The organism is Sphingomonas sp. UYAg733, from assembly GCF_054057355.1.
In genome coordinates this window covers 468,904-485,411 of sequence record NZ_JBSRZE010000001.1, presented here as the reverse complement: position 1 = coordinate 485,411, position 16,508 = coordinate 468,904, and the positions used below count along the sequence as shown (strand labels likewise).

The 16,508-nt window shown below is 56.9% G+C and carries 11 protein-coding genes and 3 pseudogenes; 9 read left to right on the top strand and 5 right to left on the bottom strand.

Translation table 11 applies throughout. The features are described 5' to 3' along the window. Positions 1–100 precede the first annotated feature (100 nt). From ACVWZA_RS02515 to ACVWZA_RS02495, 5 genes and pseudogenes are all read right to left on the bottom strand, one after another. Positions 101–649, bottom strand: a pseudogene (locus ACVWZA_RS02515) (sulfotransferase family protein); the annotation flags it as partial. A gap of 165 nt (positions 650–814) precedes the next feature. Further along, positions 815–1,120 (bottom strand): tetratricopeptide repeat protein, encoded by a 306-nt coding sequence (locus ACVWZA_RS02510; protein ID WP_457309564.1) that lies wholly within the window; start codon positions 1,118–1,120, stop codon positions 815–817. Positions 1,121–1,137: 17 nt separating this feature from the next. After that, positions 1,138–1,604, bottom strand: a pseudogene (locus tag ACVWZA_RS02505) (transposase); the annotation flags it as partial. A 65-nt stretch (positions 1,605–1,669) separates the two neighbouring features. Further along, positions 1,670–1,937: pseudogene (locus tag ACVWZA_RS02500) on the bottom strand (transposase); the annotation flags it as partial. An 86-nt stretch (positions 1,938–2,023) separates the two neighbouring features. Then, positions 2,024–2,698, bottom strand: coding sequence for a helix-turn-helix domain-containing protein (locus tag ACVWZA_RS02495; protein ID WP_457309563.1), 675 nt, complete (start codon positions 2,696–2,698; stop codon positions 2,024–2,026). Positions 2,699–2,848: 150 nt separating this feature from the next. Here ACVWZA_RS02495 and ACVWZA_RS02490 point away from each other — a divergent pair, with 150 nt between their 5' ends. From ACVWZA_RS02490 to ACVWZA_RS02450, 9 genes are all read left to right on the top strand, one after another. After that, entirely contained in the window at positions 2,849–4,975 is a 2,127-nt protein-coding gene (locus ACVWZA_RS02490) for a serine hydrolase domain-containing protein (RefSeq protein WP_457309562.1), read from the top strand. A 45-nt stretch (positions 4,976–5,020) separates the two neighbouring features. After that, complete coding sequence (locus tag ACVWZA_RS02485; protein ID WP_457309561.1) at positions 5,021–6,076, top strand: dipeptide epimerase; 1,056 nt, start codon at positions 5,021–5,023, stop codon at positions 6,074–6,076. 2 nt (positions 6,077–6,078) lie between these two features. Beyond that, positions 6,079–7,368, top strand: a complete 1,290-nt coding sequence (locus ACVWZA_RS02480; protein ID WP_457309560.1) for an amidohydrolase family protein — start codon at positions 6,079–6,081, stop codon at positions 7,366–7,368. A 169-nt stretch (positions 7,369–7,537) separates the two neighbouring features. Then, positions 7,538–8,653, top strand: coding sequence for a dipeptidase (locus tag ACVWZA_RS02475; protein WP_457309559.1), 1,116 nt, complete (start codon positions 7,538–7,540; stop codon positions 8,651–8,653). Positions 8,654–8,691: 38 nt separating this feature from the next. Continuing rightward, complete coding sequence (locus tag ACVWZA_RS02470; protein WP_457309558.1) at positions 8,692–10,977, top strand: TonB-dependent receptor; 2,286 nt, start codon at positions 8,692–8,694, stop codon at positions 10,975–10,977. Between the two features lie 48 nt (positions 10,978–11,025). Next, positions 11,026–12,084 (top strand): DUF1611 domain-containing protein, encoded by a 1,059-nt coding sequence (locus ACVWZA_RS02465; RefSeq protein ID WP_457309557.1) that lies wholly within the window; start codon positions 11,026–11,028, stop codon positions 12,082–12,084. Beyond that, a complete protein-coding gene (locus tag ACVWZA_RS02460; RefSeq protein WP_457309556.1) occupies positions 12,084–13,214 on the top strand; it encodes a YkvI family membrane protein in 1,131 nt (376 codons plus the stop codon). Before ACVWZA_RS02465 ends, ACVWZA_RS02460 begins: the two co-directional genes overlap by 1 nt. Beyond that, positions 13,211–14,782: a serine hydrolase gene (locus ACVWZA_RS02455; RefSeq protein WP_457309555.1), complete on the top strand. Its 1,572-nt coding sequence runs from the start codon at positions 13,211–13,213 to the stop codon at positions 14,780–14,782. The genes ACVWZA_RS02460 and ACVWZA_RS02455 overlap by 4 nt, the downstream gene beginning before the upstream one ends. Before the next feature lie 73 nt (positions 14,783–14,855). Beyond that, positions 14,856–16,142: a peptide MFS transporter gene (locus ACVWZA_RS02450; RefSeq protein ID WP_457309554.1), complete on the top strand. Its 1,287-nt coding sequence runs from the start codon at positions 14,856–14,858 to the stop codon at positions 16,140–16,142. Positions 16,143–16,508: the final 366 nt, after the last annotated feature.

The following is a 16,508-nucleotide window of genomic DNA, read 5'->3' as shown; positions in this document are numbered from 1 at the left end:
AGCGAAAGGCGCGATTAGACCGACTGAACCTTAAAAAGCGAGCTAATGCGCGCGCTCCGAGGCTTTGCTTCCCACACCGCGGTTGCAGCCGCATTACAGATCACGTTACTGCCCGACGGATCGCCCTGTGGTGGCCCTCATGCACGCGGGTGGCCGGATCGAGCTCATTTAGGAGCGGATCGAGCCAAGGTATAAATCGCTGCCAATGGTCGACTGCATCGGAGAAAATCGGTTGGCGAGCTCGTTCTGAGCTCGGAGTCCTGACGGCGCGGTCGTTCTGCCAGGAAGATAGGCAGCCGTCTTCGAGCGCCAGTTCTACAGCTTTGAACAATTGCCGTATCTCGGCCTCGCAATCGGCGACTACCCGCTCGTACATCACGCGATGGATCATTCCTGGCATGATGTGCTCAAAGTGGCTCATGAACGTCGAATAGTCCTGATAGTATCGCGCCAAATCGCCGAGGTCGTACGAGAAGCCTTGGCCTCGTGCGAAATGCTGCTTCCACATTGAGAGACAATTGCCGGCGGGGTGCCGCCCCGTGTCGACTATGCGGGCGTTGGGGAGGATCACCCGGATTAGCCCGACGTGCACCCAATTGTTGGGCATCTTGTCGATGAAATACGGGCGATCCGTCTTTCGGTGGATTCTGGTCCTATCAAGATATCCTGGCCCAGCTCAGCCCGCTCATCGGCCGACAGCCTGGCGAGAACCTGGGTGTAAGAAAGACCGCTTTGATTTGCCCGACGCTCAAGCTTCGCTGCGATCTCCATGTCGGACAACTCCATCGTGCCCTCGACTTCACTATGTGATATATTAGCCACGTTTTCGCCTGCTGCGGGTGGGCGGAAAGTACGGTTTCGTCGAGGAGGCGTGCGCCTGCTGGTCTCCCATTTTTATCAGCAGGGAGGCCTTTAGAAGTTGCAGAGACGGATTCCGGGGATCGTCGGCGAGGAGTGTCTCCACTTCGTTTAAGGCTTCTTCGACACGGTGGCAGCGTTGAAGATTGCGTGCGAGCAGCTCCCGCGCGCCGTTGAAATCGGGAGCGATCTGGAGCGCGCGGTGGAGAAGCCGTTCCGCGTCGTCGAATCGATCGAATCGGGTCGCGAGCTCGGCCATCATCCGGATTGTCGTCACTTCAGATGGGAAATCCAGTAGCCGAACCGGCGGCGTTGATGTGCAAGCTCGCGCAGCTTCTCCCGAACTGGGCCATCATCATCGCGGCGCGACCGATAGCGCACGCTCGTCCGGTCGGCCTCGATCACCCCACACGCCCGCCGCTCGCTCATCCCGAACACCGCCCGAGGATGTGCGATCGCTTCCCGCTTTGCGACGGGCGTCACCATTTTTTTGTCAGCAGATCCTTCAGACCCGCATTGTCCAGCATCGCATCCGCCAGCAGCCTCTTGAGCTTCGCGTTCTCATCTTCCAGCGCCCGGAGCCGCCTGGCTTCCGACACCTCAAGGCCGCCATATCTGGCCTTCCAGTTGTATAGCGTCGCCTCCGATACCCCGTGCTTGCGCGCCAGATCGGCCGTCTTCGCGCCGGCCTCCGCCTCCCTCAGCACCCCGATAATCTGCTCTTCTGTAAACCGTGATCGCTTCATCGTCCGTCCCTTCTCAAGGCGGACTCTGGATCCCACCTGGAGGAAAATCAGGGGGTCACGTCACGACCAACCAGCCGGTCTGCCTCGTTTAGAAGCGCCTCTTCGAGCGCGGTTCTGTCCCATATCCCCGCTGCGACGAAATGATAAAGCTGATCATAGCCGGCGTCTCCGCCCCGCGCAGCCATCGGCTGCACACTCTTGCGGTCGCCGGGGACCGATCAGACCGGCAATGTACTGCGGGCACATCTTGCGCCGCGCCGGATGCAGCAGCCCCGCCAGAAACGGAGCTAGCCATCGCTCAAGATCGGTCCGCCAGCTCTCGTCCACCACCATCGTCGTAAGTCCGTCAGCTTATACTGACAAACAGGAATCAACGACGATTCCAGCTGGTTCCAGCAACCTGCCAAAGTAGTGCTAGTCTAGAGGGAACTCACCACCCCGGGCAACGCTCCGAAAGCATTTTCTTCGTTAGAATTCAGCAACAGTGTTTCGATCACCCCCTCTTTAACGCTCGCGCAGACGGCCAGAAGCGTCGCAGCCGTGCAATCCGGCCCTAGAAGATAGGCGTGTCCCATGTTGGAATCGATGTAAATGGATTCTCCAGGACCAAGGGTCGCAGGCCCGTAAAACTCGGTGCAAACAACAACTGATCCATCTAATATATAAATATACTCCTCACCGGGATGACGAATGAGTTCACCAAACTCCTCTAGTGTCCTCATTTTCACCTTAGTTATAACCGGAATCATCAGTTTCCGTCTAATGTCGGGGCAAAGATAGTTATAGTCGTAATTCTTTGTATTTATCTCAACTGAATCGCCTAATCTACCAAAGCTGCGGCGCGCGGTGACAAGCGACTCAGCAGCCCCCTCAGGTTCGACAAACAGTTCTGACATCGCTATGCCAAGTCGTCCCGCCAGCTGCTGTATCTTGTCGTACGACAGCGTGAGGTGATCATGCTCGACTTTTGACAGTGTGGATAGCGGAATACCTGCCTTTTCACTCATCTGCTTCAGCGACCAACCACGCCGCGATCTCAGGCTGTTCAATAAGGTGCCTAAAGTTGGCCGGGGATTGCGGTCTGTTTGCGTCATTTTATATCCGAAAATCATATATCAGGCCCGCGAGCCTGAACAGAAAGATTGGTAACGCATTAACACTCATCGCTCAAGTCGTAGCCAATCAGTTGACATTTCTCTGGAGGGGATGGCATTATGCCTGTATAGAGAAAAAGGTGATCGGAGATGGCGGGGGTGGTCAGAAGGGCGGATTGGAGCTCCTATGGGGTGACCATCCAGCGACGAATTCGCGAAAAATTTTTCATCTTTGCCTCCCTGTTCATACTTCTGCTGTACCTAGCCGCAGCCTCCCAACCGCCAGTTCCCGCATCGCGGGTTGCCCTTGGCCACGTCATCTCAATCACGCCCGCACGAGTCGCCAAGGATATCACACCGTCTCCGAAAGTCGGTCACGTCCTAACGCCATCTGATCTTGAGCCGTGGTTAGATGGCTTATTGCCATCCGCCCTGGCCCGAGGGGATATAGCAGGCGCCGCCGTTGCTGTCGTCCGAGACGGGCAGATCGTGCTAATTAAGGGCTATGGCTATGCGGATGCGAAAGACCGAAGGCCGGTCGTCGCTCAAACGACTTTGTTTCGCGTCGGTTCTATTTCCAAACTTTTCACTTGGACGGCGGTGATGCAGCTGGTCGATCAGGGCACAGTTGATCTCGATCGCGATGTTAATGTTTATCTCGACTTCAAAATACCCTCGCGACCCGGCGGCCCCATCACACTCCGCCAATTGATGACTCATCGTTCAGGGTTCGAGGAAGCCTATAAAGGTCTGATCAGGACCGATAGGTCTGACGTGGAGCCGCTGGGCCTGGTATTGAAAAGATGGATCCCGAAACGCATTTTCGCAGCGGGGACGACGCCTGCTTATTCCAATTATGGCGCAGCGCTTGCCGGCTATATCGTTGAGCGCCAATCGGGCATGCCGTTCGACGCGTATGTCGAACGGCGGATTCTCCTCCCGCTGCATATGAACCATTCAACCTTCAAGCAGCCTGTCCCTGCTCGTTTCTCTTCCCAACTGTCCAAAGGCTATTTCGCCGCTTCGCAAGGTCCGCAACCTTTCGAATCTATCTCCCTCGCACCCGCCGGGGGGCTGAGCGGGACGGCTGCGGATATGGCGAAATTCATGCTGGCTCACCTGGGGAGGACGGAGGCAAATTCCTCCAAACTGTTTGGCGATCGAACTGCTGCGATGATGCACAATTGGCGTGCGGCCGGGATCGGGCCGTTGCGCCGGATGCGACTTGGCTTTTACGAAAGTGATATCAACGGACGGCAGGTCATCGCCCATAGTGGTGACACCCAAGAATTCCATAGCGACATGAACCTGTTTCTTAACGAGCGGACCGGGATCTTTGTGGCAATGAACAGCAGCGGAAAGGACAGCGCGGCATATTCGCTGCGAGCATCGCTGCTGGAAGAGTTCGCAAATCGCTACTTTCCAGTAAATTCCACTGATCCGAACAGGATGGACTTGGCCCCACCCCGGCTGGGTAATTCGTTTAAAGGTGGAAATCTCGATACCGCCATTACTAAACTCCATGTGTCGCAAATAACGGGCAGTTATGAGAGCACTCGCCGGGCTCAGTCAAATTTCATGGCGATCCTCGGATTGTTTAATCAAACTATAGTCCAAGCCGATGACAATGGGCATCTGTCCGTTTCGGGGATCGACGATTTAGCCGGCAATCCACGGGAGTGGCATGAAACGGCGCCATATTTGTGGGAGGACGAGACCGGCTCGCAGCGGCTCGCGGCCGAAGTGCGCGACGGCAAGGTGATCCGTATTTCTGCAGACGAAATAGCTCCTATTATGGCGCTTGATCGTATTCCCTGGTGGCTCTCGGCAACGTGGCTGGTGCCGACATTGTGGGCAAGCGTCAGTGTGCTCGCGCTTGTCATATTGGCATGGCCGCTCGGCGCGTTGAAACGGCGTCTTTATAAACAAGCATCTACGCGCACGCACTATGTTGGCCAGGCGCTCTTATGGGCCCGACTGGGGGCGATCGCGGTCTTACTCTCGCTCGCAGCCTGGAGGGCGACGGTTCTTGAGATGGCGAGTAATCTGAACCTCATGAGCCCGGAACTTGACTCATGGCTCTGGGCGCTGAGCTTAACACTTCTGGTGGCGCTGACCGCCGCTGCGGCAACCGCACTCGCTTACATTTGGTCGAGCTGGCGGATCTCGTCAGCCTGGCCGGACAAGTTCTGGAGCCTTGCCCTGACCCTCAGTATCGCTGCGATTGGTTGGATTGCAACGTGCTTCAAGCTCCTTTCGTTCAGCACGAATTACTGACTGGGACCCGCTTTCACCACGGTCGTTATCAAAAAGAGATCTGCCATGAATGACATGAAACTCGATCGTCTCACGTTGAGTGTATCGACTGAAACACTTCCGTTTACCGAGCCTTTTCACATTTCTGGCTATATCTTTAATGATTCTCCGGTCATTGTTGCCACCTTGTCGTGCAATGGCGTCATCGGCCGCGGAGAAGCGTCCGGCGTTTATTATCGGTCACAAACCTGCGCCACGATGGTCGCCGAAATCGAGGCTCACCGCTCGGCCTTGGAGCAGGGCATCACACGCCGGGAACTGCTCAGCGTTATGGTGCCCGGCGGCGCGAGAAATGCCATTGACTGCGCGCTTTGGGAGCTTGAGGCACGGCAGAAAAACATTCCCGTTTGGAAGCTCGCTGGCCTCTCGAGCACGAAGCCGCTGTTGACGACTTTTACGCTGAGCGCTGACGAGCCGGAGCGGATGGTCTCGGCCGCGCTGAAATTCGGCGATGCCAGAGCATTGAAGCTAAAACTAACGGGACAGGACGTCGCGACCGATGCGGAGCGTGTGCGCGCAGTCCGTGCAGCTTTCCCTGGTATTTGGATCGCAGTGGACGCCAATCAGGGCTTCACGCCCAAGACTCTTGATGAACTGCTTCCGACGCTGATCGATGCTCGCATAGCTCTGCTTGAACAGCCTTTCGCTATTGGACGAGAAGCCGATATGGAGGGTCTCGAATTGCCATTTCCGACCGCAGCCGACGAAAGTGTTCAGGGACTAACCGACATAGACGCACTCGTTGGCAAGTTCGATATAATCAACATTAAGCTGGACAAGTGCGGTGGCCTCACCGAGGCCCTCGACATGGAACAGCGCGCGCGCGCCCTCGGCTTGGGCGTGATGGTTGGCAACATGATCGGCAGCAGCTGGGCAATGGCACCAGCGTTCATTGTGGGACAAAATTGCGACGTCGTTGACCTTGATGGCCCGGTTTACATGGCAAGGGACCGTGAGCCCTGCGTGAGCTATCACGATGGTTTTATTGACTGCCCAGAGGCAGTGTGGGGCAGTTCCGAACATCTTAGCAAAAGCCTGACTTCGCTGGGTTCGGGAAAGTGACGATGGCCCGCGCAAAATCACTAATTGTCGTGCTCGCGGCATTGCTCTGCCCCGGCAATGCTGATCTTGATGATACGGTTCGTATTCATGCTGGCCGCCTTCTCGCAGATCCTGCAACTGGCCGGGTGACTTTGCGCCAGACCGTCATCGTCCACAACGGTCGCATCGTCTCGGTCATACCAGGTTATGGGGATGGTCCAGGACGTGTTGTCGATCTCAGCGATTCCTTCGTCCTGCCCGGCCTGATCGACAGCCACGTTCATATCACGTTCGAAAACGGCCCATCGGCAGAGATTGATGCGGTGAAGAAAACGTCGGCCGATCTCGCAATTGACGGCGCGGCTTACGCACTTCGAACTGTGCGCGCGGGTTTTACAACTATAGTTGATCTTGGGGGTGATGAGCAAGCGGTACGGGCCCTGCGCGACGGGATCGCGGCTGGGCGAATTCCAGGACCGCGTATCTTGGCCGCGGGCATCGTTGGCGCCCATGGTGGTCATGGAGACGCCCATGGCTATCATCCCGATATCCTCAAATGGATGGCACCTGAGGGGCTCTGTTCTGGCGCCGACGAGTGTCGGCGAGCGGTGCGTCAAGCGGTGCAGCGCGGCGCTGATGTCATCAAGATTGCCACGACGGGGGGGGTCATGTCGAATACGGCTACTGGGCTCGGCCAGCAAATGACTGATGCTGAAATCGCAGCGATCGTGGAAACGGCGCACGGGTTGCAGCGCGGGGTCGCCGCCCACGCGCACGGGACGGATGGGGTCAATGCCGCCCTGCGCGGGGGCGTCGATTCTATCGAACACGGGACATACTTGGATGCAGCGTCAATCAAACTCATGCGCGCTCAAAAGACTTATCTCGTGCCTACTCTGCTCGCCGGGGAAACAGTGACTCAAGAAGCGACTGAGGCAACCTGGATGTCGGAAGCGGTGCGAACGAAGGCGCGCCGTGTCGGCCCTGATATGATGGGCGCTGCGAGGCGCGCCCAAGCAAACGGAGTGCGCATCGCATTTGGCACCGATTCAGGGGTTTCCCGTCACGGCGCGAATGCCCGTGAGTTTGCCCTTCTGGTCAGGGCCGGTCTTTCGCCACTCGACGCGATACGAACCGCTACCGTTTGGGGCGCTGACCATGATGGCCTGGCTGGCGAGATCGGCAGCATCGCGCCGGGTAAGGTGGCGGACATAATCGCGGTATCCGGCGATCCCCTCGCCGACGTGAGCGAGCTTGAACGCGTCGCTTTCGTAATGAAGGCCGGAAATATTCTGGTTCAGACCGCCAAATAATAGCGTCTGGCACGCCGCCGCATCCCGGCAGGGCAACTTAGCCATCTCCAATCGGTCTAAAAGAGATTTTATGATGTTCTAGAGAAATACGTTGACATTTCTCTCCTCAGGATGCATATGGGATGAAATGAGAATCTAGGCGGAGCGGAGTGTGATTCAGAGCAAATGCATGAGCCGGCGCGAGATCATTGCTACTGGCAGCGGCATTGCCTTTGCTTTGTCGGCAGGGCCGCTCGCTTCCGCTTCGCCTTTGTCGTCAGCGGTGTCGGCCAAAGAGCGGCGACTTGTAGAGCGCGCAATGGTTATCGATATGCTTGCGCCTCTAAAGCTCAACTTCACCCCCGATGCATACGCTCACACTTTATCGCCGTCAGAGCTGGCCGACTTTCGCTCGAGCGGCATCTCGGCCTTTCATAATTCGATCGGCGTAGGAGGGCCGTCGGCGCGCGAGGACGCGCTGGCGTTTATCGCGGCTTGGCAAGGATTTGCCGGACGGCAGCCAGATGTGTTCGCGCTAGTCGATCGCGCTTCGGATCTCGATCGCGCTAAGGCCTCGGGCCGGATCGCGGTCATCACAGGACTTCAGAACGCAGAGCAATTCACCGACGCCGACGATGTTGCATTTTTCTACAAGCTGGGCCTGCGTTGTGCGCAACTCACCTATAATGCACAGAATCTGCTTGGGGCGGGGGGCACCGAGCGCGTCGATGGTGGGTTGACGGATTATGGTGCTGAGATCGTCGGAGCAATGAACAAAACCGGCATGCTCGTAGATGTGTCCCATTGCGGCGATCGCACAACACTCGATGCGATCGCCGCTTCCACCCAACCGATTGCAATTACCCATTCCAACTGCCGGGCGCTCAACAATCACCCTCGCCTCAAGACCGACGATGCGATCATCGCGTTAGCCAAAAAGGGTGGTGTCATGGGGATCACGGGCGTGCGAAACTTCGTACGGGATCGCGAGCCGACCACGGTAGAGCACGTGGTCGATCACATCGATCACGTCGTCAAGCTTGTTGGAATCGATCATGTCGGCATCGGATCTGATGCGGATCTAAACGGATATGACGATATGCCATCCGACCAGCTCGCCGCACTGCGGGCAAGCTATAAAGCGTCGTATGCGTTCCGCGAAAAGCTGGACACAGATGGCTATGATCGGCCGGACAAAGTCTTCCAGCTAACCGCTACACTGCTGCGCAGGGGTTATTCCGAAAGTAATATCGTTGCCGTGCTGGGAGGTAATTTCCGCCGCCTCGTCGGCAGCGTCTGGAAATAAAAACGGTCCAAAAAAGGATCTTATAGGGAGATGGATTGATGCGTGGATACAGAGGGAGCTTAAGTCCTGCGGTGCTGATCGCCACGATCATGTTCGCGCCGGCAGCGTATGCTGCGAGCAATACTGGTCAAGACGTAGTCGCCGACACCGATATTGTCGTGACGGCACAAAAGCGCACCGAGGCCATCCTGGATATTCCGCAGTCAGTCTCGGTCATTGGCGGTGAAACACTGGAGCGTCGGCAGGCGTCGAGCTTCGAAGACTATATAGCCCTTGTCCCCGGCCTTAGCCTCGAAAGCGGCACTGCCGGCGTTTCTCGGCTTACGTTGCGAGGCATCAATACCGGCGGCGCCGCATCGACTGTCGCAGTTTATGTCGATGAGATTCCGTTTGGGTCATCCAGCGGGCTCGCAAACGGTGCGATCCTTGCCGGAGACTTCGATACGTTCGATGTAAAGCGTATCGAAGTGCTGCGAGGGCCTCAAGGAACGCTCTATGGCGCCAGCTCACTGGGCGGTGTTCTGAAGTTTGTGACGGAGGCTCCCAACACGAGCAAGTTCGAGGCCGAGGCGCGCGCGGGAATCGAGACTGTCTCAGGCGGCGATATCGGCTACTCTGGTGCAGCGCTGATCAACATTCCAATCAGCGACCGGGTCGCTGTCCGAGCGAGCGGTTTCTACCGGTTTGACGATGGCTTTATTGATTCCATCGGTAACAATCCGGTCACAAGTGCGACCGATCCAAACATCAATATTATTCCTAGCTCGCGCATCGCCAAAAATATCAACGCCGTGCGTTCCTACGGCGGCCGCTTTTCCGCCCTGGCAGAGATGAGCGACACCTTGTCGATACGCTTCAATGCGCTCCTCCAAAACCTAGAGAGCGATGCTTCGAATCATTTTGAAGTCGATCCAAGGACGCTCAAGCCTCTTTATGGCGGGCTCGTACTGTCCCAATATCACCCGGAATTCACCGACTCGAAATACCGAGTATACGGTATGACCGCCGAGTGGGATTTGGGCTTCGCCTCGCTGACGAACTCAACGAGCTTTAGCACCTTCAAGGCGGATCAGCAGCGAGACTACGCGTTGTTTCTCGGGCCGATCGCGACAGAGTTGTTCGGCGATCCGGCCACCAGACCGCTAAGCGCGATCTTGCGGCAATCGACCAGTACTAAGAAATTTACCGAGGAAGTACGCCTTTCCTCTCCCGACAGCGATGTCTTGGAATGGCTCATAGGAGGTTATTACACGCATGAGCGTTCGGCAATCGACCCACAGAATTTCTTTGCGGTTGCGCCGGGATCCGAGACAATCGCAACCGGCGTTCCAACACTTATAGAAGTTTATCTCCGCTCAGTATTCAAGGAGTATGCTCTGTTCGGAAACGCCACTTTCCATGTTACTTCAAAATTCGATGTCACCGCCGGCGGGCGGTACAGTAGAAACGAACAGAATGCGAGTCAGCTTAGAGACCAGACTGCATTAGGCGGAATCAGAGAGAATATCGGTCAGGCGCCGTCATCAGAAAACGTGTTCACATTTTCTTTTGCGCCTCGTTATGAGTTGAGCAAGAACACATCCGCCTATGCGCGCGTCTCGACCGGTTATCGCCCTGGCGGCCCGAACGTACTGCCACCCGAGGCGCCGGCCGGAACGCCGCGGACCTACAAATCCGACCGCGTCACCAGCTACGAAGCAGGTCTGAAGGGAAGCTGGATGGGGGGCCAGTTAGCTTTGGATGTATCTGCATTCTATCTCGACTGGACCGACATTCAACTCGTCACGCTGATCAATCAGACCGGTGTCAACGCAAACGGCGGTTCTGCGATCAGCAAAGGCGTGGAGTTTAATGTGACACTGCGCCCGACGCGGGGCCTGAACGTAGGTATAAATGGAGCATATACGGATGCCCGCCTAACGGCCGACACCGACCCTATCGTGGGGGGCCTCGACGGTGATGCACTACCTTTCGTTCCCAAATGGACGTTCAGTATCTCGGGCGACTATGACTGGTCGATCGGGAAGGACGCCACGGCATTTCTAGGTGCATCGTTGGGGTTCGTTGACGACCGAATCGCGGATTTTTCCATCCGCGACGACGCCGGCAGACTGCGCGAGGCCCCCAGTTACGAGACGATTGACCTTCGCGCGGGCGTTAATTTTGGCGGTTTCTCGCTGGAGGCATTCGTCCGGAACGCTGCCAACAAGCGCGGTGTCACTTCGATGTTTGGTTTTTATCCCGGCGCCTTCCCCAACGATGCAGCGGCCGTTGCAGTCATTCGTCCGCGAACAATTGGGCTGACGATCGGCTCTAAATTCTAACGGACTCCGTGTCGCTTTGACGCGGAGCCAACTGGAGACGTACTTCCCATGTCTGTGATGAATCGCGGCTGGCCTGGCGCCAGCGGTGAAGCCCTTCTTTTGCCAAAGCCCTATCTCGTTTTTATGGGCGATGAGCCCAATAAGGCGTTTGCTAAGACGGCGTTCGGCCTGCGGGACTGGTCGAGAGGGGATTGCATCGGGGAAGTCAATTGCGGCAGTAACGCTCTCACCCTTGGCTTGCCTTTGATGTCACCGGCGGAAGCCAGAGCACGGGGTGCTCGCTCCTTGGTGATTGGCATCGCAAATTCTGGCGGGGTGTTTCAGGACAACTGGAGCGCGACCGTGCTCGAGGCGCTTCGGTCCGGCCTCGATATCGTGAGTGGCATGCACATGCGCCTCGGCGATGTTCCCGAAATTGCCGAGGCGGCGCGGCGGCATGGACGGCAGCTTATCGATATTCGCCATCCGCCCGCGCAATTACCCACCGGCACTGGACGCAAGCGGGCCGGGCAGAGGCTTTTGACGGTTGGAACCGACTGCGCCCTAGGAAAGAAATATACCGCCCTCGCGCTAGCGCGCGCATTTGTCGCCCGCGGAATCGATGCCACCTTCAGGGCAACTGGCCAAACCGGCATATTGATCGCCGGTTCAGGTTTGCCTCTGGACTCTGTTGTGATCGACTTTGCCGCAGGGGCGGCAGAGATATTATCCCCCGATGCCGAAGCGGAGCACTGGGACATTATCGAGGGGCAAGGATCGCTTTTCCATCCCGCTTATGCGGGCGTATCCCTCGCGCTGCTTCATGGCAGCCAGCCTGATGTCTTTGTGGTGTGTCACGATCCGTCGCGAATGCATGTTTTGGGCAATCCTGACTATGCTTTGCCCTCCATTGAGGAAGTCATCGATCTGACCCTGACGATGGGCCGACGCACCAATCCCGGCATTCGATGCGGGGGTATCGCGTTCAATACGGCTCATTTGAATAGCAAAGCTGCGGCGGCGTTGATCGATGCAGAGGGCGCGAGGCTAAATCTTCCCGTCGCGGATCCCATTCGCGGGGGTGTGGCGTTTGAGGCCCTGGTATCGGCCTGTCTGTTAGCTCGGTGATGAGAAGAGAGGCCGATCCGAGCTGGTTTCAGCGCTTTATCCTGCCCAGTCTTGCATTCAAGGCGGTCGTGATCGGCGGCGGCTATGCGACGGGCCGCGAGCTGGTGGAATTCTTTCTGCCCGCAGGTCCTTGGGGCGGACTTGCGGGAATGCTTCTGGCGGCGCTCATTTGGAGCGTGGTTGCGGCATTGACCTTCGAATATGCCCGGATGGTATCGGCCTACGACTATCGCAGCTTCTTCTCCCATCTTCTCGGCCCTGGCTGGATCGCGTTCGAAATTGCCTACCTGCTCTTCGTTGCGCTGATATTAGCGGTATTCGGCGCTGCCGCCGGCTCAATCGGTCAGGCCGTGTTTGGAGCTCCTCCATTCGCCGGGACTTTGGCGCTTGCCGTGCTGATCACGGCTTTCGCTACGTTTGGCAACGAGTCAGTCGAGCGACTGTTCAAATATGTTTCGTTTCTGTTATATGTGACATACGCGGTGTTTCTTGCTCTTTCGGTCAGCACTTTTGGCGATCGTATAACGAGTCAGTTTGCCGCTGCTCCAGCTATTGTGGTGAGTGATGCCTGGATCGTGGGCGGGATTACTTATGCAAGCTACAACATTGTCGGCGCTGTTGTGGTTTTGCCTGTGGTGCGTCATCTCACCCGGCGCCGCGATGCCTTGATTGCTGGTGCGATCGCAGGTCCAGTCGCTATGGCTCCGGCGATCCTTTTTTTCGTCTGCATGATCGCATTTTACCCCGCGATCGGAGCCGAGACACTACCCGCCGACTTCCTGCTGCGGCGGCTCAACCTTCCGATCTTTCATCTGCTATTTCAGTGCATGATCTTCAGCGCACTCCTCGAAAGCGGAACGGGGTGTGTTCACGCGGTCAACGAGCGGATCGCTAGCGCGCGTCTGAGCAAAGGTCGGGCGGATCTCAGCCTGGCCCGGCGCCTCGCACTTACCTCGATCTTGCTCCTGCTTTGTATGCTTGTCGCAGATCGGGTTGGCTTCATCACACTTATAGCAAGTGGGTACCGCGTGCTCGCAGCAATTTTCCTCGTCGTTTACGTCGTCCCCGTGCTCACGCTTGGCGCCTTACGGCTATATCAAACGCGCCGTTCCAAGGAGACCCTGGCATGAAGTTGACCTGTCTTGCGCTTATCGCTTTGACAATGCCGACATTACTCCGCGCCGAGCCGCCCCGTGACTTCAAGGCGCGTGTGGAGGCCGTCAGACGGCAGATCGGTGTGCCGGGCATTGCGATCGCCATCGTCGAAAACGACAGCCCCGCCTGGACTCAAGGCTTTGGTGTCAAAGAGCTTGGCAAGGCAGGATTGGTCGATGCCGATACGTTGTTCCTCACCGGTTCAACCGGAAAGGCCTTCACCAGCGCGGCGCTCGCCATTCTGGTCGATCGAGGCCGGATCGCGTGGGATGACAAGGTCATCGACCATATGCCATGGTTCCAAATGTACGACCCGTGGGTCACGCGCGAAATGACGATCCGAGACCTTCTGGTCCACCGCAGTGGTCTCGGACTCGGCGCGGGTGACCTGATGTTCGTTCCGCGATCAGACCGGACCCGCAAAGCGAGCGTGGAAGCGCTAAGATATATCAAACCAGCGACCAGTTTCCGGTCTGGCTACGCTTATGACAACTTACTCTACATGGCGGCGGGCCAGTTAATTGAGGAGGTCAGCGGTAAGACGTGGGAGACCTTTGTCGCTGATGAAATCCTCGCGCCAGCGGGAATGAAGCACACAACAACGACCAATGCCGCGCGCTTCCGAAATCCCGACCGTGCACAACCACATACGCGGATCGGTGGAGCTATTCGAGGTGTGGGTGCGCTAACCGTACTCGCAGAGCGTGGAGAATCGGCAGCGAATTCTGCGCCTGCGGGGGGTCTTGCGGTCAGCGCGAACGATATAGCGCGCTGGCTGCGGCTCCAGCTTGATGGAGGTTCGCTGCCAGGAGGACAACGGCTCTTTAGCCAAGCCGCGCGTGATGAAATGTGGACGCCCGTGGTTATTCAGCCGATCGATCCTCGTCCAGTCGAGCTGCAGGCTACGCAGCCGATGTTTTACACCTATGCGCTCGGCTGGGATGTCCAGGATTATCGCGGCACCAAGATCGTCTGGCACGCTGGGGCCATGTGGGGATTTCTGACAGCCATCGTGCTGATCCCTGAAAAAAATGTTGCGTTCTCGATCATGATCAACAGTGAAGATGGAGAAGTTATTCGTGGCCTCATGTACGAACTGCTCGATCACTATCTGGGCCTTCCTGCAGGTGCCTGGCCCGAAAAATATGCGGCATATAAAAACCAACGGATAAAGACGGCGCTCGAAGCGTTCCAGGCCCAGACTCGGCCGAGTGCGCCGGTAGGCCCCTCGCTAGCGCTTGAAAACTACACGGGTGACTATGTCGACCCCTGGTACGGCAAAATCTCGGTTCGTCGAGACAAAGCCCAGCTTTCGATCGATTTTACCGCATCGCCGGGCATGACGGGGAAGCTCGATCACCATCAGTTTGATACGTTCGTGACCCGCTTCCCCGACAAGTCGCTTGAGCCGGCCTATGTTACCTTTGCGCTTGACGCGGATGGAAAGGTCAAGAGCGTCACGATGAAGCCCGTCTCTCCGCTCGCGGACTTCAGCTATGATTATCAGGACCTTCTTTTCACCCCCACGGGACGGGCTAAATGAGCGCGGCCCGGTTATTCAAATGCTTGCTGACAGTCAGTCGGCTGGGCGGTATCTTGTTTTATCGAGTTAACCCGTGACAGCTTCTGACGCCATTTCGTCGCAGCGACATCCGCCGGGCCTCTATGTTCTCTTCCTGACCGAAACTTGGGCCCATTTTTCATATTATGGCATGCAGGCAATGCTGCTCTATTATATGACCAAGAGCCTGTCGTTCACGCAAGCGTCCGCATCGGCGCTTTACGGCGGCTATGTTGCATTCGCTTATCTTACCCCGCTCTTTGGCGGAATGATCGCGGATCGCTGGATAGGCCAAAAAAACGCGGTCATTGCTGGTGGCCTTATCATGGCGCTGGGTCATTTTGCGCTGGCATTTGATGGCGGCTTCTTTCCGGGCCTAACGTTGGTTGGAATTGGTAATGGGCTTTTTCTGCCCTCGACAACTACGCAGGTTGCGCAACTCTATGCCCCCGATGATCCTCGGCTCGACCGGGCCTATGCGATATATTATGTTGGACTGAACCTCGGCGCCTTCCTTGCACCGCTAGTGTGCGGCACGTTAGGGGAACTTTATGGGTGGCACTATGGCTTCGCCGCAGCTGGGGTCGGAATGCTCGTAGGCTTGGCGATTTATTTAGGCGGGCAGCGCACCCTGACACCGGAAATTCGACGTGCTCCGCTGCCGGCCTCCGGTACGGACGAAAAACGCAGCGCCATTCAGATGATAAAAAGATTAGGCGTCGTGGCCCTGTTCGTTGTCCTGTTCCGGATCGCCTACGAGCAAAGCGGCATTACAATCGCGATATGGGCGGACGCATTTACTGACCGCGCCATTATGCTGGGAAGCACGACCTACACGATCCCGGCGACCTGGTTTCAGTCGATCAATCCGTTGTTTATTTTTCTGCTGGCGCCGTTTGTTGCTAGGCGTTGGGCGGTACAAGCCTCCCGCAAGTTAGAGCCGCCTCCGCTCCTCAAAATGAGTTTCGGTTGCCTCTTTGGCGCGGCGGCGTTTTTTGTAATGTCAGTGGCCGGACTGCAATATGAAGCAAGTGGCCTTGTAAGCTGGGCATGGCTCGTGGCATTCTTCCTCCTGTTGACTTGGGGCGAACTATTCGTGTTCCCGATAGGACTTTCGCTTTTTAGCCAGCATGCACCGGCCGCTATCGCCTCTGCGATGATCGGCGCATGGTATTTGGCCAAATTTGGTGGAGGCTTGATGGCGGGTTGGCTAGGTATATTTTGGCAAGACTTTCCACCTGCGGGATACTTTCTGATCGCCGCAACCGCCGCGTTAATAGCCGCGTTGGCTCTCTACCTCGCTGATAGGCTCCAGCTCATCCCCCCCATTTCAAGCGCTTAATCAGCATTTCCATTTTTCTCGTAATTATTTACCTGTGAGCGCTTTTTTGGGTTGCGCTTGCGGAGCGGACGTAAATTTAATTGCAAAAGAGCGGTTTGAGCTGCTGCCGGTCTTATGGACACCGAGATAAGGTGTTTCGGAGTAATACCAGATCCCGCGAGAGCTGACTCATGGGGGATTCCCAAACGGTCTGAAGTTCGATTCAATGTAAGCGCGGTCTGAAGACCGCGGAACGGTGATAGCTGGTGGGGAGCGGTCCGGCGGCTTTGCTAGCGAGCAAGGAAGAAAGGGACGCTACCGCTCGCTGGATGCTGGTCCCTCTTCGCGAGTACAGATAGTCCTTCCGCCGGCGCGAGAATTCCACTT